This is a genomic window from Paraburkholderia sp. GW821-FHT02A12 (assembly GCF_059422005.1).
Genome location: NZ_JBWKWA010000001.1, coordinates 3514038 through 3536209, shown reverse-complemented (window position 1 = coordinate 3536209; position 22172 = coordinate 3514038). Strand labels below are relative to the sequence as shown.

The window sequence follows — 22172 nt, the reverse complement described above, 5'->3', positions numbered from 1 at the left end:
GCGGGCTTTTTGCATGTTTTCTGCGCCGGTTTTTCGCGGTGAATGGGGTCCACGCACGGGCCGTACGTCGGCGCTGCATCCATGCGGGCAGAAGGGCCGCGCGGCAGGCGCACGCACGGTGGTTTAGAATCAATAGATTGAACACTCCGCGCATCGCCAACTCCAGAACCGATATGGCTTACAAAACGATTGAAGACACGATCGGCAATACGCCGCTCGTGCAACTCGTCCGGCTCCCCGACGACGATATCCGCAGTCGCAACAACGTGATCCTCGCGAAGCTCGAGGGCAACAACCCCGCGGGTTCGGTGAAGGACCGCCCGGCACTGTCGATGATCAAGAAAGCGGAAGCACGCGGCCGCATCAAGCCGGGCGACACGCTGATCGAGGCGACTAGCGGCAACACCGGCATCGCATTGGCGATGGCAGCGGCGATCCGCGGCTACAAGATGGTACTGATCATGCCGGAGGATCTTTCGGTGGAGCGCCGTCAGAGTATGGCGGCCTACGGCGCGCAGATCGTGTTGACGCCGGTCACGGGCGGCATGGAATACGCCCGCGACCTCGCCGAGCAGATGCAGCGCGAGGGCAAGGGCATCATCCTCGACCAGTTCGCGAACCCGGACAATACGGCCTCGCACGTCGAAGGAACCGGCCCGGAAATCTGGCAAGACACCGAAGGGCGCATCACGCACTTCGTGTCGTCGATGGGCACGACCGGCACGATCATGGGCGTCTCCACCTACCTGAAGGAAAAGAATCAGGCGATCGAGATCATCGGTGCGCAGCCGGAAGAGGGCTCGCGCATTCCTGGCATCCGCAAGTGGCCGGAAGCATATCTGCCGAAGATTTTCGATCGCAGCCGCGTGGACCGCGTCGAAAACGTGAGCCAGGCCGCCGCTGAAGCGATGGCGCGGCGCCTCGCGTCCGTCGAAGGGGTTTTTGCCGGCATCTCGTCGGGCGGCGCGTGCGAAGTGGCGCTGCGGGTCGCGCGCCAGGTCGAGAACGCGACGATCGTGTTTATCGTCTGCGACCGCGGCGACCGTTATCTGTCGACGGGTGTGTTTCCGGCTTGATCATGCCCGGTTGCGCGTGATCGCGCCAACAAAAAAGCGCCGGTTTCAGCCGGCGCTTTTTTATATCTGGTCATGCAGCGGGACCCAGCGCCCCGCAGCGCCGCCTACTGCGAAGCCGCACTTGGCGGCGCTGCATGGTTGCCGTTCGGGTTGCCGTTCGCCGCATCGCTCGCGGCCATCTGCGCTTTGACCCGCTCGCCTAACTGATAAACCGCGAGCGCATAAAAGAAGCTGCGGTTATAGCGCGTCAGTACATAAAAGTTCTTCAAGCCCAGCATGTATTCGGTGCCACGCCCCGGCGACGGCAAATCGACCACCGTCACCGGCGTACCCGCTTCAGACGCGATATCGAGCCTCGGCTCGTCCATCGCCAGTCCGGCGCGCAGCAGTTGCTGCAACGGCCAGTGCGGTTCCGGCTGACCGTCCGCGGCGGCTTGCGCAACGCCCAGGCTGCCCGCGTCAGAAGCGATCTTCCATACCACGGGCCGGCCGTTTTCCCAGCCGTTCTGACGCAGATAGTTCGCCACGCTGCCGATCGCATCCGCCTGGCTCGTGCGCAGATCGATCTGCTTGTTGCCGTCGTAGCTCACCGCGTATTGCACGATGCTGCTCGGCAGGAATTGCGGAATGCCGATTGCGCCGGTGTACGAACCGAGCACCGTGGTCGGATCGATTTGCGAATCGCGCGTCCACACCAGGTAGTCTTCGAGATTCTTGCGGAAGGTCGCCTGACGATCCGCGCGATTGGCGGTGTTCGGATAGTCGAAAGTGAGCGTGGTCAGCGCATCGAGCACGCGGAAGTTGCCCATGAAGCGACCGTAGATCGTCTCCACGCCGATGATGCCGACGATCACTTCCGGCGGCACGCCGAACTCTTCGTAAGCGCGTTGCAGCGTCGCCTGGTTGGCGCGCCAGAAGCGCACGCCGGCGTTGATGCGAACCTGGTCGAGAAAGCGCGACTGGTACACGCGCCAGTTCTTGACCGTCGGCGAGGGCGACGGCGTGACCAGCTTGACCGCCGTCGCCGAATAGCTCACGCGTGCAAATAACGCGTGCAGCGCGGCCTGGTCGAAGTCGTAGCGCGCGGACATGTCGTTGACGAACGCGTCGACGTTGGGATTATTCGCATAGCGCTGCGGGATGATCTCTTCTTCGAAGGTTTGCCCTTGCGGCACCGTCTGTTGCGGCTGGCTTTGCGCGACCAGCAGCGGCGGTTTTTGCGCGGTGCTTTGCGCCATTGCCGGACTGGCTGCTGTGAACGCGCACCACGCGACGGACAGTGCGGCGGCTACGCTCGTTGTGCGTAGCCGGTTTCGTGCAGACAGAGCAAGCTTGACGGTCATAGTGAGCTGGGGCGCAGTGCAAAAGAGACAGGGGAAAAACGGATCGGGGCAGTATACCCGACGCCTTCTGCAAAACTGAGCCCGGCACGTCATAGCCGCATCGTGTGGTAACTTGACGATAGTTGGCGCGCCGAGGGTGCGCGCCCTTGGACGGAGACACGCCGCGCGCCTCGAAGGCGCCGCGTCGCAGAAGAGAACCATGGCAACAGGCTTTTATTCCCACCCCGACTGTCTGCTGCACGATATGGGGCAATGGCATCCCGAATGCCCGGCGCGCCTGCAGGCAATCGAAGACCAGCTGATCGCAAGCCGTATCGACTCGCTGATCGAACGCGAGTCGCCGCCGCTCGCCGACGAAGCCTCGTTATTGCGCGTGCATACCCAGGCGCACGTCGATTACATCCGTAGCCGCTCGCCCGCCGAGGGCCTCGCCGAAATCGACCCCGACACGTCGATGAACCCGCACACCTGGCAGGCCGCGCTGCGCGCGGCGGGCGCCGCGGTGGCCGCGACCGACGCCGTCATCGAAGGCCGACACGACAACGCGTTTTGCAGCGTGCGCCCGCCCGGCCACCATGCCGAGCCGGCGCGTGCGATGGGTTTCTGCTTCTTCAACAACGTCGCGATTGCCGCGCGCCATGCGCTCGAAGTGCACGGCATGCAGCGCGTCGCGATTGTCGACTTCGACGTCCATCACGGCAACGGCACCGAAGCCGCCTTTTCGGGCGATTCGCGCGTGCTGATGTGCAGCATCTTCCAGCATCCGTTCTATCCGTTCACCGGCGCCGACAACCAGGCGCCCAACATGTGCAACGTGCCGATGCCGGCGCGCTCGAAGGGCATGGCGGTGCGCGAGGTGGTCGATATGCTGTGGCTGCCGCGTCTGCACGAATTCAAGCCGGAGATGATCTTCATCTCGGCCGGCTTCGACGCGCATCGCGAGGACGATCTCGGCAACATGGGCCTCGTCGAAGACGACTACGCGTGGATCACCGATCAGGTGCGCGAGATCGCAAGGCGCTATGCGCAAGGGCGTATCGTCAGTTGCCTGGAAGGCGGCTACAACCTGTCGGCGCTAGGACGCAGCGTGGTCGCGCATGTGCGCGCGCTGGCCGGGATCTGAGCGCCGCGGAGAACCCACCCCGAACTTCAATGAGGAGCGAACCATGACTGCCGATATGCGCAGCGCTTCACTGGTGGAGATCGAACACGGCGCGTACGGCTTGCCAGGCGTCGTGCTGGTGACGATGAACCGGCCGGACGCGTTCAACGCGCTTTCCGAGGCCTTGCTCGACGAATTGCAGACCGTGTTGACCGGGCTCGGGCAGTCCAGCGCGCGGGTGGTCGTGATCGCCGGCGCGGGCCGCGCCTTTTGCGCGGGGCACGATCTGAAGGAAATGCGCGCGGCGCCGTCGCTTGCTTACTATCAGGCATTGTTCGCGCGCTGCACGAAGCTGATGCTGACGATCCAGCGCTTGCCGCAGCCAGTGATCGCGCGCGTGCATGGCATCGCGACGGCGGCCGGCTGTCAGCTCGTGGCGATGTGCGATCTCGCGGTCGCTGCCGATACCGCGCGCTTTGCGGTCTCCGGCGTCAATCTGGGGCTGTTCTGCGCGACGCCTTCGGTGCCGTTGTCGCGCAACCTGTCGCGCAAGGCTGCGCTCGAAATGCTGCTGACTGGCGATTTCATCGATGCAGCCGAGGCGAAGCATCAGGGTCTGGTGAACCGCGTTGTGCCGGCGGACGCGCTCGATGCCGAGGTCGCGAGACTCGCCACCAGCATTTGCGCGAAACCGGTCGAAGCCGTCAGCGCCGGCAAGGGCCTGTTCTACCGTCAGTTGGAGATGGGTATTGAAGCGGCTTACCAGCTCGCCGGTCAGACGATGGCCTGCAACATGATGGACGACTCTGCGCTCGAAGGCGTGCAAGCTTTCATCGACAAACGCGCGCCCGCCTGGAAGCGCTAGGCTAGCGGCGCCTCGCCGTTATGCCAGGCTATCGCCGCAGCGCTCAGGCCTTGGGCAAGCGCGCCTCGATCCACCCAATCAATTCTCCGATCACCCGGTCGCGGTCCAGATCGTTCATCGTTTCGTGATAGCTGTCCTCGTGCAGCGTGAGCGTCTTGTCCGGTGAGCCCGCGTGTTTGCCGAAATCGCGGCTGCCATCGGGTTCGGTGAGCTGGTCCGCGGTGCCGTGATACACCAGCAGCGGCACGCGCAAGCCCGCGCGGCCTCGTTCTATGCGCGCCATCGCGAGCAGGATTTCCGCTCCGGTGCGCGCGGGTATTGAGCCGTGGTGCACCAGTGGATCGCGGCGATTGGCGTTCACCACTGACTCGAGGCGCGACAGCAAAGCCGCGTCGATTTTCATCGCTGGGAAGGTCGGCCACAGGCAGCTGATCACCTGGCTCAGCTTGAGCATCCAGCGCGGTACGTCGTGGCCGGGCGCGAGCGCGGGGCTCGACAGGATCAGACCGCTCAGTCGCCGGCCAGTCGCGTCGAGGCGCTCGATCGCGTAGAGCGCGGCCACTGCGCCGCCCATGCTGTGCCCCATCAGGAAGAGCGGGGCGCAACTCTGCGCCGCGGCGTCGAGCAAGGCTTGCGCATCCAGCAGATAGTCGTCGAAACGCTTCACATAGGCCCGTTTGCCGGGCGCTTGCCCGTGTCCGCGCAAATCGATCGCGACCAGTTCGATGCCGGCCGCGTTCAGGCGCGCGGCCAATGCGGCGTAGCGTCCGGCATGTTCCGCAAGCCCGTGCAGCAGCGCGACCGTGGCGCGCAGCGGCGCGGCGGCCGGCCAGCGATATAGCGGCAGTTCGAAGCCGTCGCTCGTCGTGACCGTCGAGCGCAACGGGGCGCCAGTGCGGATATCCGCCGCGCAACGCGCATTACTGGGTTGGGTTGTCTCCATAGCCGCCATGTGTCCTGATTTTGATCCGCCCGATCATAGTCGCAGCCGTCGTGGGCACGCGAGAATCGCTTACCGGGCCTGCCTCTAATTCTCTCTGGTTATGAAAAGATCGTAATTGATTATTAAAGGGAATGTCGGTGCTGCGGTAGAATTGCGGCCTCAAATCCCAATAAAAGCAACGGCGGCCGCTTGTCGGGAGCGCAAAACGCTCGCTGGCAATCTCCGCCGTTTGGTTTTTCCATGATCGAAATACGCAATATCTCTCAGCGCTTCGAGGGGCCCCGGGGCTGGGTCGAGGCGCTGCACAACGTCAATCTGTCGATTCCGGCGGGCGAGGTGTTCGGCATCATCGGCCGCAGCGGCGCGGGCAAGAGTACGCTCGTGCGCACCATCAACCTGCTGACGCGCCCGACCGAAGGCAACATCGTCGTCAACGGCCGCGATCTGACGACGCTGCCCGCCGCGCAATTGCGCGAGGCGCGTCGCGAGATCGGCATGATCTTCCAGCACTTCAACCTGTTGTCGTCACGCACGGTGTACGAGAACGTGGCGTTGCCGCTCGAACTGGCCGGCATGAAGCGCGACGAGATCGAGGCGAACGTGCTGCCGCTGCTCGAACTGGTCGGGCTGTCGGCGCAGAAGGATCGCTATCCGGCGCAGATCAGCGGCGGGCAGAAACAGCGCGTGGGCATTGCGCGTGCGCTGGCGAGCAAGCCGAAAGTGCTGCTCTCCGACGAAGCCACCTCCGCGCTCGATCCCGAAACCACCCGCGCGATTCTCGAACTGCTCAAGCGCATCAACCGCGAACTGAACCTCACGGTCGTGCTGATCACGCACCAGATGGACGTGATCAAGCAGGTCTGCGACCGCGTCGCGGTGCTGGACGCGGGCCGCGTGGTCGAAGAAGGCAAAGTCATCGACGTGTTCCTGCAACCGCATCACGAAGTCACACGCGCGCTGATCGGCGACGTGATCGCCCAGGAGCTGCCGCCGGCGATGAAGGCGCGTGTCGCCGAACGCCTGAAGACCGGCCGCGGCCATTTGTTGCGCCTCGCCTTCACCGGCTCGGGCGTCGATCAGCCGATTCTGTCGGAGACGATTCGCTGCTACGAACTCGACTTCAACATCCTGCATGGCCAGATCGACGAGATCCAGGGGCAGGCGTTCGGTTCGCTCGCGGTGCTCGCGGGCGGCGAACCGGCGAAGGTCGCACAGGCGCTGACGTATCTGCGTGAGCAGGGTGTGGTGGTAGAGGAGCTCTCGTATGTTGAGTGAAATGTTCGACATGTTCGTCCAGTCGTTCTGGGAAACGCTCGTGATGGTGGGCATTTCCGGACTGGTCGGCGCTCTGGTGGGTTTGCCGCTCGGCGTGCTGCTGTATCTGACGGATCGCCAGGGCGTGTTGCAGAACGTCGCGGTGAACCGCGCGATGGGCGTGATCGTCAATGCCGTGCGGTCGACGCCGTTCATTATCTTGCTGGTCGCGGTGATTCCGTTCACGCGGCTGGTGGTGGGTTCGTCGATCGGCACGGCCGCGGCCGTGGTGCCGCTGACGATCGCCGCTGCGCCGTTCATCGCGCGTCTGGTCGAAACCGCTTTGCGCGAAGTCGATCGCGGTCTGATCGAAGCCGCGCAGGCGATGGGCGCGACCACCAGCCAGATTGTCTTGAAGGTGCTGTTGCCGGAATCGCTGCCGGGCGTCGTAGCCGGTTTGACGATCACGTTCGTTTCGCTGGTCGGCTATTCGGCGATGGCCGGCGCGATCGGCGGCGGCGGCCTCGGCGATCTGGGCATCCGTTACGGGTATCAACGTTTCCTGCCGGAAGTGATGCTGACGGTCGTGGTGATTCTGATCGTCTTCGTGCAACTGGTGCAGTCGTTCGGGGATTGGCTCGTGCGCCGTTTGAGCCATAAATAAACAAGGGTCATCGGAACCCGCTCAACAGAATCGATAGATTCGGAAAGGTCCATCATGCAACGTCGTTTCATTCTCAAGCTGGCCGCCACGCTCGGCGCCGCGTCGCTGTTCGCTGCCGCTACGGCTGCTCACGCTGACGAGTCGATCAAGGTCGGCGTGACCGGCGGCCCGCACGCGCAGATCATGGAAGTCGTGAAGACGGTCGCGGCGAAGAGCGGCCTGAACATCAAGATCGTCGAGTTCTCCGACTACGTGCAGCCGAACGCGGCGCTCGCCGGCGGCGACCTCGACGCGAACAGCTACCAGCATGACCCGTATTTGCAGGCGCAGGTAAAGGACCGCGGCTACAAGCTGATTCGCGTCGCCGACACGGTCACGTACCCGATGGGTATCTATTCGAAGAAGGTGAAGTCGCTCGCCGAGTTGCAGCCGGGCGCGAAGATCGCCGTGCCGAACGATCCGACCAATGGCGGCCGCGCGCTGTTGCTCTTGCAAAAGCAGGGTCTGCTGAAGCTGAAGGCGGATGCGGGCCTGAAGGCGACGCCGCTCGACATCGTCGACAACCCGAAGAAGCTGAAGATCGTCGAACTCGACGCCGCACAAATCCCGCGTTCGCTGAACGACGTGGACGCCGCCGCGATCAACACCAACTTCGCGATGGAAGCGGGCCTGAAGCCGAAACAGGACGCCATCGCGATCGAGGACCCGAAGAGTCCGTACGTGAACATCATCGCGATCCGCGAAGCCGACCGCAACAAGCCGTGGGTCGCCAAGCTGGTCGCGGCGTATCATTCGCCGGAAGTGAAGCAGTTTGTCGAAGGCAAATTCGGCGGGTCGGTGATCGTCGCCTGGTGATCTGACGGTCATCGGAGTAGCAAGATATGGCGGCAAGGCAAAATTAGAGTCGTAAGTCGGAACCCGGGGTTGCCGCCCGGGTTTTTTCGAGATTAAAATAGAACGACCGTTCGATATTGCCGTCACGCTGCTGAGGAGCGATATCCTCCTGCTAAAGCGCCCGCGACACGGCTTCCGTAAGGGCAGTCGTTATAATGTTCGTTGGGTTGACGTATTCGTAACTTTGGAGCGTGTGCATGAAAATCCTGGTGCCAGTGAAGAGAGTGGTCGACTACAACGTGAAAGTCCGGGTGAAGTCGGACGGTACGGGCGTCGACATCGCGAACGTGAAGATGTCGATGAATCCGTTCGACGAAATCGCGGTGGAAGAAGCGATTCGTCTGAAGGAAGCGGGCGTGGCGACCGAAGTGATCGCCGTGTCGGCAGGCGTCGCGCAGGCGCAGGAAACGCTGCGCACGGCGCTGGCGATCGGCGCGGACCGCGCGATCCTGATCGAGTCGAACGAAGAACTGCAGCCGCTGGCGGTGGCCAAGCTGCTGAAAGCGCTGGTCGACAGGGAACAGCCTTCATTGGTCATTCTTGGCAAACAGGCGATCGACGACGACTCGAACCAGACCGGCCAGATGCTGGCCGCGCTGGCGAACCTGCCGCAGGCGACGTTCGCCTCGAAGGTCGTTGTCGCCGACGGCAAGGCGATCGTGTCGCGTGAAGTCGATGGCGGCGCCGAAACGCTGTCGCTGACGCTCCCCGCCGTGGTCACCACCGACCTGCGCCTGAACGAGCCGCGCTACGTGACGCTGCCGAACATCATGAAGGCGAAGAAGAAGCCGCTGGAAGTCATCAAGCCGGAAGACCTCGGCGTTGATGTGACGCCGCGCCTGAAGACGCTGAAGGTTGTCGAGCCGCCGAAGCGCTCCGCCGGTGTGATGGTGCCGGATGTGAAGACGTTGGTTGAGAAGCTGAAGACCGAAGCCAAGGTGCTTTAAGTAACACGCGGAGACGGAACAAATGACGAATCTGGTAATAGCGGAACACGACAACGCGTCGATCAAGGCCGCGACGCTGAACACGATTGCAGCGGCGCAGAAGATCGGCGGTGATATTCACGTGCTGGTGGCAGGTCACAACGCGCAGGCCGCAGCGGATGCGGCCGCGAAGATTGCAGGCGTGAGCAAAGTGTTGCTGGCCGACGCGCCGCAACTTGAAGCGGGCCTGGCGGAAAACATCGAAGCGACGGTGCTGAACATCGCGAAAGACTACTCGCACATCCTTGCGCCGGCCACCGCCTACGGCAAGAACATCGCCCCGCGTATCGCCGCAAAGCTCGACGTCGCACAGATCAGCGACATCACCGCAGTGGTTTCCGCCGACACGTTCGAACGCCCGATCTACGCCGGTAACGCGATCGCAACGGTTCAATCGGCTGATCCGATCAAGGTCATCACGGTGCGCACGACGGGTTTCGACGCAGTCGCAGCCGTTGGCGGCAGCGCAACGGTCGAGAAGATCGAAGCCGCGGCAGACGCAGGCATTTCGCAATTCGTGAGCCGTGAAGTGACGAAGCTGGACCGTCCGGAACTGACCTCGGCGAAGATCATCGTGTCGGGCGGTCGCGGTCTGGGCAATGGCGAGAACTACACGAAGGTGCTGGAGCCGCTGGCCGACAAGCTGAACGCAGCGCTGGGCGCCTCGCGTGCGGCGGTCGATGCGGGCTTCGTGCCGAACGACTATCAGGTGGGCCAGACCGGCAAGATCGTCGCGCCGCAACTGTATGTGGCCGTCGGCATCTCGGGGGCGATCCAGCATCTGGCCGGCATGAAAGACTCGAAGGTGATCGTGGCGATCAACAAGGACCCGGAAGCGCCGATTTTCAGCGTCGCCGATTATGGTCTGGTGGGCGATCTGTTCACGATCGTGCCGGAACTCGTCAACGAGCTCGGCTAACCACCACGACGCCCCAGAAAAAGGCGTCTGGCAGCAAACGAAGGGCGCAGGACCTATCCAAGGCCAGCGCCCTTTTTATATCAAAGGCAGGAGGAGAACTGACATGAGCTACACGGCGCCCATCAAAGACATGCTGTTCGTGATGAAAGAACTGGCCGGTCTCGACGACATCGCCAGGTTGCCGGGCTTCGAAGACGCGAACCTCGACACGGCTCAAGCGGTGCTCGAAGAGTCGGCGAAACTGTGCGGCGAAGTGCTGGCGCCGCTAAACGTCGAAGGCGATCGCAATCCGAGCAGCTGGAAGGACGGCGTGGTCACCGCGACGCCGGGTTTCAAGGAAGCGTTTCGCCAGTTTGCGGAAGGAGGCTGGCAAGGCGTGCAACACCCGGTCGACTACGAAGGCCAGGGTTTGCCGAAGCTGATCGCCACGCCGTGCGTCGAAATGCTCAATGCGTCGAACCTGTCGTTCGCGCTGTGTCCGCTCCTGACCGATGGCGCGATCGAAGCGCTGCTCACCGCCGGCACCGAAGCGCAAAAACAAACCTACGTGCCGAAGCTGATTTCCGGCGAGTGGACCGGCACGATGAACCTGACCGAGCCGCAGGCCGGTTCCGATCTCGCGCTGGTGCGCACACGCGCCGAGCCGCAAGGCGACGGCTCGTTCAAGCTGTTCGGCACGAAGATTTTCATCACGTGGGGCGAGCACGATATGGCGAAGAACATCGCCCATCTCGTGCTGGCCCGCACGCCGAACGCGCCGCAAGGCGTGAAGGGCATTTCGCTTTTCATCGTGCCGAAGTTTCTCGTCAACGAAGACGGTTCGCTCGGCGAGCGCAACGACGTGCATTGCGTGTCGATCGAACACAAGCTCGGCATCAAGGCGAGCCCGACCGCAGTGCTGCAATTCGGCGATCACGGCGGCGCGATCGGTCATCTGATCGGCGAAGAGAATCGCGGCCTCGAATACATGTTCATCATGATGAACGCGGCGCGTTTTGCTGTGGGCATGCAGGGCGTCGCCGTGTCGGATCGCGCGTATCAGAAGGCCGTTGCGTACGCGAAAGACCGCGTGCAGAGCCGCCCCGTGGATGGCTCCGCGAAGCAGTCGGTGGCGATCATTCAGCACCCGGACGTGCGCCGCATGCTGTCGACCATGCGTTCGTTGACCGAAGCGTCGCGCGCGCTCGCCTATGTTGCCGCCGCCCATTGCGACATCGCGCATCGTCATCCCGATGAAGCGAAGCGTGCCGGGCATCAGGCGATCTACGAATTCCTCGTGCCGATCGTGAAGGGCTGGAGCACGGAGTTGTCGATCGACGTGACCAGCCTCGGCGTGCAGGTGCATGGCGGCATGGGCTTCATCGAAGAGACCGGCGCGGCGCAGTACTATCGCGACGCGCGCATCCTGCCGATCTACGAAGGCACGACTGCGATCCAGGCGAACGATCTGATCGGCCGCAAGACAGTACGCGACGGCGGAGCGGTGGCGAAGTCGCTGCTGGCCGGCGTGGCTGAAACCCTCGGAGCGCTCGGCGCGCAGCAAGGCCCCGCGTTCGAATCGATGAAGAAGTATCTGGCGCAAGGGCATCGCTCGCTGAGCGCGGCGGTCGATTTCGTTGTTGCTAACACGAAGAGCGACCCGAATGCGGTGTTCGCCGGCGGCGTGCCGTATCTGAAGCTTGCGGGCATCGTGCTGGGCGGCTGGCAGATGGCGCGTGCGTTGCTCGTGGCTGCTGGGAAGCGCGACGAAGATCCGTCGTTCTACGGCGCCAAGATCGCGACCGCGCAGTTTTATGCCGAGCATGTGTTGCCGCAAGCGTCGGCGCTGGAGGCGTCGATTGTTAGCGCGAAGGGCGGTGAGGGGGTGCTCGCGTTGTCGGAAGATCAGTTCTGATGCTTCACTTATCCCGAGCGATGTAGCGAAAGGTAGCGAAAGCTCGTGCGTAAAAAAACAAACGGCGCCCGGAAGGGCGCCGTTTGTTTTTGTCAGGCCAGTCTGCGTGCAATAACAAACCCGCGCAAACCGGCTCAACCGCTCGCGAAGCGTTAAAGCTCAAGCATAAGCCGGACGATGCGCTTCGGCGCTTTCGCCGAGATAGCGATGCACCGACAGGTCGTCCGCCTTGATCGCCGGTTGCTTGCCCGACATCACGTCGGCCAGCAACTGACCCGAGCCGCACGACATCGTCCAGCCGAGCGTGCCGTGACCCGTGTTCAGGAACAGGTTCGGCACGGGCGTGCGGCCGACGATCGGCGTGCCGTCCGGCGTCATCGGGCGCAGGCCGGTCCAGAAGGTCGCCTTCGACGTGTCGCCGCCGCCCGGGAACAGGTCGTTCACGCACAACTCCAGCGTTTCGCGGCGCGCCTGGCGCAACGACTTGTCGAAGCCGACGATCTCCGCCATGCCGCCGACGCGAATCCGGTCGTCGAAGCGCGTGATCGCGATCTTGTAGGTTTCGTCGAGCACGGTCGACACCGGCGCGGCTACCGTGTTGACGATCGGCGCGGTGATCGAATAGCCCTTGAGCGGATAGACCGGAATCTTCACGAGGCCGGACAGGAATTGGGTCGAATACGAACCGAGCGCGACGACGAACGAATCCGCGCGCACCAGTTCCCCACCGCACTGCACGCCGGCGATGCGGTCGCCTGCCATCGCGAGTGCGTCGATCGGCGCGTTGTAGCGGAATTTGACGCCCAGTTGCTCGGCCAGCGCGGCGAGGCGCCTGGTGAACATCTGGCAGTCGCCGGTTTCGTCGCCCGGCAGACGCAGACCGCCCGTCAGCTTGTGCGAGACCGCGGCAAGCGCCGGTTCGGCCTGAGCCAGTTCGGCGGCCGACAGCAGCTCATACGGCACGTTGGCGTCTTTCAGCACCGCGATGTCTTTCGCGGCGCCGTCGAATTGTTGCTGGGTGCGGAACACCTGCAGCGTGCCGCCGGTGCGGCCTTCATACTGGATGCCGGTTTCGGCGCGCAGCGCTTGCAGACAATCGCGACTGTATTCGGCGAGGCGGACCATGCGGCCCTTGTTCACTGCGTAGCGCGATTCCGTGCAGTTCTGCAGCATCTGCCACATCCATTGCAGCTGGAATTGCGTGCCGTCGAGGCGGATCGCCAGCGGCGCATGCTTCTGGAACATCCACTTGACCGCTTTCAGCGGCACGCCAGGCGCTGCCCAGGGCGACGCATAGCCCGGCGAAATCTGGCCGGCATTGGCAAAACTGGTTTCGAGCGCCGGGCCGGCCTCGCGATCGATCACGGTCACTTCGTGACCGGCACGCGCCAGATAATAGGCGCTCGTTACCCCGACGACGCCACTGCCCAAAACGACGACTCGCATAGCTGCTCCGGAAAGGTTTGGAGGGCGGTGCGCTCGTCGTTTCGTTGGAATTCGTTCGATTAACGAGGTGTAACGCGGTTCGCCCAGTGTTAACCGCTATACTATTAACAGTCAGGTAGGTTTTGTTATTATATTTTCAGGATTTTCAGCAAAAACACCATGCGTACACAGCGTCACCCGGTTCGCACCCTCGACAAACTCGATCACAAGATCCTGCGGCTGCTGCAGGAGGAGGGCCGCATGGCGATGAAAGACCTCGCCGAGCAGGTCGGGCTGTCGGTCACGCCGTGCATCGAGCGCGTCAAGCGGATGGAGCGTGACGGCGTGATCATCGGCTATCACGCGCGCGTGAATCCGGCGGAATTGGGCGCGGCGCTGCTGGTGTTCGTCGAAATCACGCTCGATCACAAAAGCGGCAACATGTTCGACCAGTTCCGCCGCGAGGTGCAGAAGATCCCCGAGGTGCTGGAGTGCCACCTCGTTTCGGGCGATTTCGACTATCTGATCAAGGCGCGCATCGGCGAAATGGCCGACTACCGGAAGCTGCTCGGCGACATCCTGTTGCAGTTGCCCGGTGCAGTGCAGTCGAAGAGCTATGTCGTGATGGAAGAGATCAAGGAAACGCTGACCATCGCGGTGGGTGATTGAGCTGCGCGGGAGGGCGCGACGGGGCTCGACAAAAGGCGTAAACACTGTATATTTATACAGATGTTCTGCGCCGTTGTTGTTCGTTGTTGTTTTCCGCCAGCCCGAGCCGTGACCCATCCCGACACCGAATTTCCGATCGCTCCGCCAGCGCCTCGCAAAGGGCGTGGCGCGGTGACGAACCTGCAGGGCCGCTATGAAGTCGACCAGCGCGAAGCGGTGGACGACGGCTGGCTGCCGTCCAGCGAGGATGACGGCGGGCCGAAGGTCTTGCGCACGCAGGTATTCGAAGAACAAGCCAAAACCATTCTCACCCGTAATGCGTCGCCGGACATTCCGTTTGGCGTGTCGCTGAATCCGTATCGCGGCTGCGAACACGGCTGTATCTATTGTTTCGCGCGGCCTACGCATAGTTATTTGGGCCTGTCGCCCGGGCTCGACTTCGAAAGCCGCATCTACGCGAAGGTCAATGCGCCGGAATTGCTCGCGCGCGAACTGTCGAAGAAGTCCTATGTGCCGGAGCCGATCGCCCTGGGCGTCAATACCGACGCGTGGCAGCCAGCCGAGCGCGACTTGCGTCTCACGCGGCGCGTAATCGAGGTACTCAGCGAGCGCGGCCAGCCGTTCGCGGCGATCACCAAATCATCGCTGATAGAGCGCGATCTCGATCTGCTCGCGCCGATGGCTGCGCGCGGGCAGTTCATGGCGGCCATTACGATTACCACGCTGGATGCGGACATCGCCCGCACGCTCGAACCGCGAGCGGCCACGCCGTCGCGCCGGTTGCGCACCATCCGTACATTGAGCGAGGCGGGGATTCCGGTGGGCGTCAGCATCGCCCCGGTGATTCCGTTCGTCACCGAACCGGACATGGAGCGCGTGCTGGAAGCCTGTGCGGAGGCCGGCGCAAGCAACGCGAGCTATATCGTGCTGCGTTTGCCGTGGGAAGTCGCGCCGCTATTCAAGGATTGGCTCGCCGCACACTTCCCCGATCGTGCTGACCGGGTGATGAGCCGTGTGCGCGATATGCGGGGCGGGAAGGACTACGACTCGTCGTTCGCGCATCGTATGAAGGGCGAGGGCCTGTGGGCGGATCTGCTCAAGCAGCGGTTCCACAAAGCTGTACGCCGTCTTGGTCTGAACGAGCGCGATCGCGGAATTCTGGACATGTCGCACTTTCGTCGTATCGAGCCGCCGCGCCCGGCTTCGCCTGTGCGCGACGATCCGCAACTCGATCTTTTTTAGCGCAATGGCGGCACGATTGCGGCACGTTATTGCGACAGCGCTTTGGCTGCTTGCACCTGGCTTTCGAAGTAGGTCTGGAACGAGAGTGCAAGACCCGTCATCAGCAGGAACGCGCCGATCAGCAGCGAAAAGATCACGACGAAAATGACCGTCCAGCCGGAGCGGCTCTTGCGCTGGGTTTGCGCGTTGAACTGGGCGTCCCATTTTTCGTCAGGACGCAGACCGTAGACGATTGCGGCGAGAAACGCTGCAAGCAGCGAGACTGCGCCGGGAAATGCGAGCACCCAGCCGAGCATCGAGGTCCGCTCGCTTGCCGCCACCAGCATTGCGCCGGGAATCCCTATCAGCGTGCCGATCAGATGTGCCCAGCCGTAAATGTCGCGCAGTCCATAGAGATAGAAGCGATGCGCGCCGAGGCTGCCGAAGAAGAACGCGAGCGCGGCGGTAATCGTCTTGGATCTGAAGCGCGGAGAAGTCGAGGCAAGGGTGGACATGTAGGCGAGAGCAGAGTGGCAAGGCGGTCGAAACGAGCGGCGCGCCGGTGGACGCGGACCGACGCGCATTCTACGCCCGTGGTGTGCCGGCGGCCACGTGGCGTGCGGCCACATCCTCGGCGCGGGTGATTTGTGCGCGCTGATTTGTGCCTGCTGCGGCGCTTGTGTATTCGGTAGGGCGGTCAGGGTGCTGTAGGTCCGGGTGTTGCATACGTAACGCGATAAACCGCGCCCGCGTAATCGTCGCTGATCAGCAGCGACCCGTCAGGCATCGGCAGCACGTCAGCGGGGCGGCCCCATACCGCTTCGCCGGGTTGAAGCCAGCCTTTGGCAAATACTTCCTGACGTGCATTGCTGCCGTCGGGGCTGGTGATCACCCGCACGATCCTGTAACCGACTTTCTTGCTACGGTTCCACGAGCCGTGTTCGGCGATGAAAATATTGTCGCGATAAGCGGCCGGAAACATCGGGCCGCTGTAAAACCGCATGCCGAGCGAAGCGACATGGGCGCCGAGTTTGACCACTGGCGGCGTAAACGAGCTGCACGAATGGTCCTTGCCGAATTCGGGGTCGGGCGTGTCGCCGCCATGGCAGAACGGAAAACCGAAATCCATACCGGCGCGTGGCGCGCGGTTGAGTTTGTCGTCCGGCATGTCGTCGCCCATCAGGTCGCGACCGTTGTCGGTGAACCACAGCTCGTGCGTGACCGGGTGCCACGCGAAGCCGACCGTGTTGCGTACGCCGCGCGCCACTAGCTCATGGTGACTGCCGTCCGGGTCCATGCGTCCGATCATCGCGAAGCGGTCGCGGTCTTTCAGGCAGACGTTGCAGGGCGCGCCTTGCGGCACATACAGTTTGCCGTCTGGCCCGAAAGCGATGAATTTCCAGCCGTGATGGGTCTCCGTGGGCAGCTTGTCGGTGACGACGGCCGGCTTCGGCGGATCGTTCAGGTGGGTGTCGATCGCATCGAAGCGTAGAATTTTTGACACTGCCGAGACATACAGCGCGCCGTTGCGCCACGCAACGCCCGCCGGCATCTGCAGCCCGGAGGCGATCACATGGCGAGCCGTGGCGCGCCCGTTCTGCAATTCGAGCGCGTAGACGTGGCCGTCGAGGCTGCCTATATAGAGAATGCCCTTCGGCGAGAGCGCCATCGCCCGCGCGCTCGGCACCGTGTCCGACAACACCTCGATCTGGAAGCCGGGCGGCAGTTTGATGCGTTCGACCGGCAATGCGGCCAGCGCCGGCAGGGCGGCGGCGGCAAACCACAAAGCTGCCGCGGTGCGCAGGGCTCGAATGCGCGCGGCGCGTGTGGAGCCGGTTATCGAGGTTGCCAAGGCAAAAGGCGTTGCCAAGGCAAAAAGGGAAAAAAGGGCGCAAAGCGCAAACGCAACGAACAAAAACGCAGGCGGCAGCAGGAGTTTCACGGGCATTCCGTTGGGTAATTCGGGCGTTTCCACGTTGTCTGGCGCGCCCGTCTGTATGGCCGGCGCAACCCCGTCGCTCAGTTTATCCCGGTAAGTGTTTGTTATGGCGTCGGTTTCCCGCTATAATCGCGTGTTTCAGTCGTTCCGAACCCCGGTTTTCAAGGATTCTAGTATGGTCATCATCCGCTTGGCTCGTGGCGGCTCCAAGAAGCGCCCGTTCTACAACATCGTCGCAACTGATTCGCGTAACCGTCGTGACGGCCGCTTCATCGAGCGCGTTGGCTTCTACAACCCGGTCGCTACGAAGGGTGAGTCGCTGCGTATCGCTCAAGACCGCCTCACGTACTGGCAAGGCGTTGGCGCACAACTGTCGCCGACCGTCGAGCGTCTCGTGAAAGAAGCGCAAAAGGCGCAGCCGGCTGCTTAATGGTAGCTAGCATACGTATCGTCGTCGGTTCGGCCGGCGGCTCGCGCAGCTTGCGTGGGCAGTCCGATGCGCGATTGATGCTGCAATTAGTGCTGAAGCAGACGTCGAAGTCGGCAGCGAGGTTCTCCTATGTCTGAGCGTGATTCCGGCAGTTCAGGTCGCGTAAAGGCAACCCCGGCAACCCCGCGCGCTAAGACGTCTGATCAGGCGCCGTTCGGTGCATTCGTCCGCAAGCCGGTCGAACGAACCGAAGGCGAGGCGAAAGCCAATGTAGCAAACGCCGATTCCAAGGCAGCAGAAATGCGCGCGGAAACGGCGGAAAGCTGGCCGGCCGACGCGGTCGAGGTCGGCGCAATCGTTGACGCTTACGGCCTCAAAGGCTGGGTCAAGGTAGCTGCTCATGCGGATGCCGGGCAAGGCGGCGACGCGTTGCTGAGCGCGAAGCGCTGGTGGCTGATGAAAGGCCATGAGCGCAAGTCGGCGCCGTCGTTGCAGGCGAAAACGCATAGCGACAGTGTGGTCGCCCATCTGGGCGGCGTCACTGACCGCGATGTAGCGCTGGCACTGCGGGGCACCCGCGTCTATATCAGCCGCAGCGAATTTCCGGCCCTCGAGGCCGACGAATTCTACTGGGTCGACCTGCTCGGCCTGGAGGTGGTGAACGTTGCCGGGGTTGCTCTCGGCAAAGTTGCAGACATGATCGACAACGGCGCGCACTCGGTGTTGCGTATCGAATATCCGGCTACCGACAAGAGCGGCAAGCCGGTCACTGGCGAGCGTTTGATCCCGTTCGTCGGCGTCTTTGTCAAAACGGTGGATCAGGCGGCGAAGCAGATCATCGTCGACTGGGAAGCCGATTACTAAATAATTCGCTGAACGGAGAGGGCGATGCAGTTCGATGTCGTGACGCTCTTTCCTGAAATGTTTCGTGCGCTGACCGACTGGGGTATTACCAGCCGTGCGGCGAAGCAGGAGCGCTACGGGTTGCGTACGTGGAATCCGCGCGATTTCACCACTGACAACTACCGCACGATCGACGATCGCCCGTACGGCGGCGGCCCCGGCATGGTGATGCTGGCCAAGCCGCTGGAAGACGCGATCAGCGCGGCGAAAGCCGCGCAAGCGGAGCAGGGCATCGGTGTGTCGCGCGTCGTGATGATGTCGCCGCAAGGCGCCACGTTGAATCACGAACGCGTCATGCGGTTTGCTGCCGAGCCCGGTCTGATTCTGTTGTGCGGGCGCTATGAAGCGATCGACCAGCGTCTGCTCGACCGTGTCGTCGACGAAGAGGTCAGTCTCGGCGACTTCGTGCTGTCAGGCGGCGAGCTGCCTGCCATGGCGCTGATGGATGCCGTGGTGCGCCAGCTGCCCGGCGTGCTGAACGACTCGCAGTCGGCGGTGCAGGACAGCTTTGTCGACGTGCTGCTGGATTGCCCGCATTACACGCGTCCGGAGGAATACAACGGTGTGCGTGTGCCCGATGTGCTGCTTGGCGGCCATCATGCGGAAATCGAAGCGTGGCGCCGGCGCGAAGCATTGCGCAATACGTTGCACAAACGGCCCGATCTGATCGTGAAGGCCAGAAAGAACAAGATGTTGAGCCGTGCCGACGAGGCATGGCTTGCGAGTCTCGCGAAGGAAGCGTCGAAGGCGTAAAGCCTTGGTCTTTCGAGCGGACATAGGCGGTGCCGCACATGCGTGTACGGCGCCAGATGTGAACCCATCCTCTATCGGGGCCGTAGCCGAGCGCATAGGCAAACTCAGCGCAAGGCAGGTACGAACGCCGACAAGATGGACTTAGGAGTCAGTGATGAATCTGATTGCAAAACTCGAGCAGGAAGAAATCGCGCGCGCCCTCGGCGACAAGACCATCCCCGAATTCGCCCCCGGCGACACGGTGATCGTCAGCGTGAATGTGGTTGAAGGTACGCGTAAGCGTGTTCAGGCTTACGAAGGCGTCGTGATCGCCAAGCGTAACCGTGGTCTGAATTCGTCGTTCATCGTCCGCAAGATCTCGTCGGGCGAAGGCGTCGAGCGTACGTTCCAGACGTACTCGCCGCTGCTGGCAAGCATCGTCGTGAAGCGTCGCGGCGATGTGCGTCGCGCGAAGCTGTACTACCTGCGCGACCGTTCGGGCAAGTCGGCCCGGATCAAGGAAAAGCTGGTCTCGAAAGTCCGCGCTGCTTCCCAAGCGTAAATGCTGTAAGAAAAAGCACCCCTCGCGGGTGCTTTTTTGTTTGCCAGGTCAAAATAGAGGCATGTCCCCTATCCGCTCGTTCCGAGAGACCCGTTGACCCGTCCCGTCTTTGAGCCCGAAACTCTGCCCGTCGAAGCGACAGGCGCCGATCTGCCACCGGTTGCTGCTGGGCGTCTGACGCCCGATGGCTTGCGCGCGCGATTCGAGCAGCGTCTGAGTTGGACGCCCGAGCCGATTGTCGAAGCGCCCTGGCGCGATATCCATGCCGATCCGCGAGTCGCCTCGGTACTGGTGCCGTTGGTGGTCCGCGACAACGGCTTGACCGTGTTGCTGACGCAGCGCGCCGATCATCTGAACGACCACGCCGGCCAGGTGAGCTTTCCCGGCGGCCGCCACGAACCATTCGATGCCAACGCGACCGCCACCGCGCTGCGCGAAGCACAGGAAGAGGTCGGTCTCGACCCTGCGCGCGTCGAGATTCTTGGTGCGTTGCCGGACTATCTGACCGGCACGGGCTTTCGCGTGACACCTGTGATCGGCTTGGTGCATCCGCCGTTCACTTTGAAAGCCGATGCGCTCGAAGTGGCTGAAGTCTTCGAAGTACCGCTCGGGTTTCTGATGGACCCCGCACATCACGAAGTGCGCGTGTTCCGTTGGGAGGGCGGCGAGCGCCGCTTTTTCGCAATGCCTTATCCGCGTGCGGCGTCGGCGCAGCACGAGAGTCGCGAGAGTCGCGAGGATCGTGACATTCAGACAGGCGGCCATCATTTCATCTGGGGCGCGACAGCCGCGATGCTGCGCAACTTCTATCGCTTCCTCGCGGCTTGATCCACATTTGAGCCGTACCTGAGCCACCACCTGATCTGCCACGTGAGCTGTGTAGTTGTCGGGTGTTTGTCGACGTGTGCGCTCAGTCGCATCCGACCCTGTGCTATCGTTATAAAACAATTGTAAAACTCGAAAAGCACGGCGCATCGCATGACTTTTTTCTCCGTATTGCTGGCTCTGATCATTGAACAGGTGCGCGCGCTGTCGCCGAACAATCCGGTGTCGGCGTTGCTTCAATACCATGCGGAGTCGGCGGCGCACGGGTTCGATGCCGGCAAGCCCAAGCATGGCTTGCTCGCGTGGCTGGTGGTGGTGGTGCCGTGGACGCTGGCCGTCGCGCTCGTCTACTACGTGCTGTACCACATTCACTTTGCGCTGGCGTTCCTGTGGAACGTCGCGGTCCTTTACTTCACGCTCGGCTTCCGGCAGTTCAGCCATTACTTCACCGATATCCACCTCGCGTTGAACAACGACGACGTGCCGCGCGCGCGTGAAATTCTCAATGAATGGACCGGCCTCGATACGGTCGACATGCCGGTCAGCGAGATCGTGCGTCATACACTGATCCATGCCGTGGTCGCGTCGCATCGGCATGTGTTCGGCGTGTTCTTCTGGTTTCTGATTCCGGTTGGGCCGGCGGGCGCGGTGCTGTATCGGATCGCCGAATATCTGGCGCGCACGTGGGCACGGCCGGTCGACGATCGTACGGTCGCGTTTTCGAGCTTTGCGCAGAGGGCGTTCTTCGTGATCGACTGGGTGCCTGCGCGGTTGACTTCGCTCGGCTTTGCGATTGTCGGTAATTTCGAAGACGCGATTTATGCGTGGCGCAACCATGCACGCCAGTGGCCGGACGCGAACGACGGCGTGTTGCTGGCCGCGGGCAGCGGGGCGTTGGGCGCGCGTTTGAGCGGCCCGCTCGCCGAGCCGTCGAGTCTGGACGCGCTCGCCACCGGCGACGGCGGTCCGATGCAGGTCGGCGACGATTGCACGCCGCGCACGCTGCAATCGGCGGTCGGTCTGGTGTGGCGCGCGGTGGTGCTGTGGATGATCTTGCTGTTAATGCTGACGATCGCGGTGTGGCTCGCTTGAGCGCAAGCCAACGCTAGCGCTGCCGTATAAAAGAGGCCGGGCAAAAACCTGGCCTCTTTTTTTGGCCACGCCACGACTGCTTCACCCATCCAGCGGATCGCGCTCCGTCCCGCACTGCCAGCACACGGTGAACTGCGCTTCGAGCGTCTCGCCGCACTGGCGGCAGCGCCACCCAGGCGAGCCCGCCGCCGGTCCATGGGAAGCCGCCTCGATCAAGCGCCGCGCGATCGCCTCATCGCGTTCATCGACCAGCCACAACTCCGGCGCACACTGGTCCGCCGGAATGTCGCCGAGCGCGCCGTTCAGATAGCGGTTGTGCAACTCGCACGCGATGCCCGCCGCGGCCAGCACATTGACCCAATGCTGCCCGGTGATCAGGTTCGGTGCGCGCATCAGTTTCATCGCATGTCCAAGGATACAAGGCGCGGCGCGCG

The 22172-nt window shown here is 62.8% G+C and carries 23 protein-coding genes; 17 read left to right on the top strand and 6 right to left on the bottom strand.

Annotated elements, in window-relative coordinates; all coding sequences use genetic code 11:
- Positions 1–173: 173 nt before the first annotated feature.
- Entirely contained in the window at positions 174–1076 is a 903-nt protein-coding gene (gene cysM, locus AC07WT_RS16110) for a cysteine synthase CysM (protein WP_494947727.1), read from the top strand.
- 104 nt (positions 1077–1180) lie between these two features.
- Here cysM and mltB read toward each other — a convergent pair whose 3' ends face one another.
- Positions 1181–2419, bottom strand: coding sequence for a lytic murein transglycosylase B (mltB, locus tag AC07WT_RS16105; protein WP_494947726.1), 1239 nt, complete (start codon positions 2417–2419; stop codon positions 1181–1183).
- 199 nt (positions 2420–2618) lie between these two features.
- On the opposite strand from mltB, the gene AC07WT_RS16100 reads away from it, so the two are divergent.
- Both AC07WT_RS16100 and AC07WT_RS16095 read left to right on the top strand, forming a co-directional pair.
- Positions 2619–3542 (top strand): histone deacetylase family protein, encoded by a 924-nt coding sequence (locus AC07WT_RS16100; RefSeq protein WP_492596432.1) that lies wholly within the window; start codon positions 2619–2621, stop codon positions 3540–3542.
- Between the two features lie 43 nt (positions 3543–3585).
- Positions 3586–4386: an enoyl-CoA hydratase gene (locus AC07WT_RS16095; protein WP_494947725.1), complete on the top strand. Its 801-nt coding sequence runs from the start codon at positions 3586–3588 to the stop codon at positions 4384–4386.
- Positions 4387–4429: 43 nt separating this feature from the next.
- Here AC07WT_RS16095 and AC07WT_RS16090 read toward each other — a convergent pair whose 3' ends face one another.
- Entirely contained in the window at positions 4430–5329 is a 900-nt protein-coding gene (locus AC07WT_RS16090) for an alpha/beta hydrolase (RefSeq protein WP_494947724.1), read from the bottom strand.
- A 240-nt stretch (positions 5330–5569) separates the two neighbouring features.
- Between AC07WT_RS16090 and AC07WT_RS16085 the strand changes: the two genes are divergently transcribed.
- The 6 genes from AC07WT_RS16085 to AC07WT_RS16060 all read left to right on the top strand — a co-directional run bounded on the left by AC07WT_RS16085 (position 5570) and on the right by AC07WT_RS16060 (position 11940).
- The gene (locus AC07WT_RS16085; protein ID WP_492596435.1) at positions 5570–6604 is read left to right on the top strand and encodes a methionine ABC transporter ATP-binding protein; all 1035 of its coding nucleotides are present in this window, start codon (positions 5570–5572) and stop codon (positions 6602–6604) included.
- Entirely contained in the window at positions 6594–7247 is a 654-nt protein-coding gene (locus AC07WT_RS16080; protein WP_492596436.1) for a methionine ABC transporter permease, read from the top strand. The genes AC07WT_RS16085 and AC07WT_RS16080 overlap by 11 nt, the downstream gene beginning before the upstream one ends.
- 54 nt (positions 7248–7301) lie before the next feature.
- The gene (locus AC07WT_RS16075) at positions 7302–8102 is read left to right on the top strand and encodes a MetQ/NlpA family ABC transporter substrate-binding protein (protein WP_494947723.1); all 801 of its coding nucleotides are present in this window, start codon (positions 7302–7304) and stop codon (positions 8100–8102) included.
- Positions 8103–8338: 236 nt separating this feature from the next.
- A complete protein-coding gene (locus tag AC07WT_RS16070) occupies positions 8339–9088 on the top strand; it encodes an electron transfer flavoprotein subunit beta/FixA family protein (protein ID WP_494947722.1) in 750 nt (249 codons plus the stop codon).
- A 22-nt stretch (positions 9089–9110) separates the two neighbouring features.
- Positions 9111–10046, top strand: coding sequence for an electron transfer flavoprotein subunit alpha/FixB family protein (locus tag AC07WT_RS16065; RefSeq protein ID WP_494947721.1), 936 nt, complete (start codon positions 9111–9113; stop codon positions 10044–10046).
- 103 nt (positions 10047–10149) lie between these two features.
- The gene (locus AC07WT_RS16060) at positions 10150–11940 is read left to right on the top strand and encodes an acyl-CoA dehydrogenase (protein ID WP_494947720.1); all 1791 of its coding nucleotides are present in this window, start codon (positions 10150–10152) and stop codon (positions 11938–11940) included.
- A 159-nt stretch (positions 11941–12099) separates the two neighbouring features.
- On the opposite strand, the gene AC07WT_RS16055 is transcribed toward AC07WT_RS16060, so the two are convergent.
- Complete coding sequence (locus AC07WT_RS16055; RefSeq protein ID WP_494947719.1) at positions 12100–13386, bottom strand: D-amino acid dehydrogenase; 1287 nt, start codon at positions 13384–13386, stop codon at positions 12100–12102.
- 159 nt (positions 13387–13545) lie between these two features.
- On the opposite strand from AC07WT_RS16055, the gene AC07WT_RS16050 reads away from it, so the two are divergent.
- Both AC07WT_RS16050 and AC07WT_RS16045 read left to right on the top strand, forming a co-directional pair.
- Positions 13546–14034, top strand: coding sequence for an Lrp/AsnC ligand binding domain-containing protein (locus tag AC07WT_RS16050; RefSeq protein WP_494947718.1), 489 nt, complete (start codon positions 13546–13548; stop codon positions 14032–14034).
- Between the two features lie 60 nt (positions 14035–14094).
- Positions 14095–15276: a PA0069 family radical SAM protein gene (locus AC07WT_RS16045; protein WP_494947717.1), complete on the top strand. Its 1182-nt coding sequence runs from the start codon at positions 14095–14097 to the stop codon at positions 15274–15276.
- 26 nt (positions 15277–15302) lie between these two features.
- Here AC07WT_RS16045 and AC07WT_RS16040 read toward each other — a convergent pair whose 3' ends face one another.
- Complete coding sequence (locus AC07WT_RS16040; protein WP_492591009.1) at positions 15303–15770, bottom strand: NINE protein; 468 nt, start codon at positions 15768–15770, stop codon at positions 15303–15305.
- A 182-nt stretch (positions 15771–15952) separates the two neighbouring features.
- Positions 15953–17203, bottom strand: coding sequence for a PQQ-dependent sugar dehydrogenase (locus AC07WT_RS16035; RefSeq protein ID WP_494947716.1), 1251 nt, complete (start codon positions 17201–17203; stop codon positions 15953–15955).
- A 166-nt stretch (positions 17204–17369) separates the two neighbouring features.
- Between AC07WT_RS16035 and rpsP the strand changes: the two genes are divergently transcribed.
- The 6 genes from rpsP to AC07WT_RS16005 all read left to right on the top strand — a co-directional run bounded on the left by rpsP (position 17370) and on the right by AC07WT_RS16005 (position 21738).
- Positions 17370–17624 (top strand): 30S ribosomal protein S16, encoded by a 255-nt coding sequence (rpsP, locus tag AC07WT_RS16030; protein ID WP_006050280.1) that lies wholly within the window; start codon positions 17370–17372, stop codon positions 17622–17624.
- Between the two features lie 129 nt (positions 17625–17753).
- Positions 17754–18488, top strand: coding sequence for a ribosome maturation factor RimM (rimM, locus tag AC07WT_RS16025; RefSeq protein ID WP_494947715.1), 735 nt, complete (start codon positions 17754–17756; stop codon positions 18486–18488).
- A gap of 24 nt (positions 18489–18512) precedes the next feature.
- The gene (gene trmD, locus AC07WT_RS16020) at positions 18513–19280 is read left to right on the top strand and encodes a tRNA (guanosine(37)-N1)-methyltransferase TrmD (protein ID WP_492591006.1); all 768 of its coding nucleotides are present in this window, start codon (positions 18513–18515) and stop codon (positions 19278–19280) included.
- 154 nt (positions 19281–19434) lie between these two features.
- Positions 19435–19821: a 50S ribosomal protein L19 gene (rplS, locus tag AC07WT_RS16015; RefSeq protein WP_492591005.1), complete on the top strand. Its 387-nt coding sequence runs from the start codon at positions 19435–19437 to the stop codon at positions 19819–19821.
- A 93-nt stretch (positions 19822–19914) separates the two neighbouring features.
- On the top strand, positions 19915–20649 hold the full coding sequence (locus tag AC07WT_RS16010; RefSeq protein WP_492591004.1) for an NUDIX hydrolase: 735 nt from the start codon (positions 19915–19917) through the stop codon (positions 20647–20649).
- 150 nt (positions 20650–20799) lie between these two features.
- Entirely contained in the window at positions 20800–21738 is a 939-nt protein-coding gene (locus AC07WT_RS16005; RefSeq protein WP_115102193.1) for a CobD/CbiB family protein, read from the top strand.
- Positions 21739–21819: 81 nt separating this feature from the next.
- Here the strand turns inward: AC07WT_RS16005 and AC07WT_RS16000 are convergent, their stop codons facing one another.
- Entirely contained in the window at positions 21820–22140 is a 321-nt protein-coding gene (locus AC07WT_RS16000) for a putative signal transducing protein (RefSeq protein WP_492591003.1), read from the bottom strand.
- Between the last annotated feature and the right edge of the window lie 32 nt (positions 22141–22172).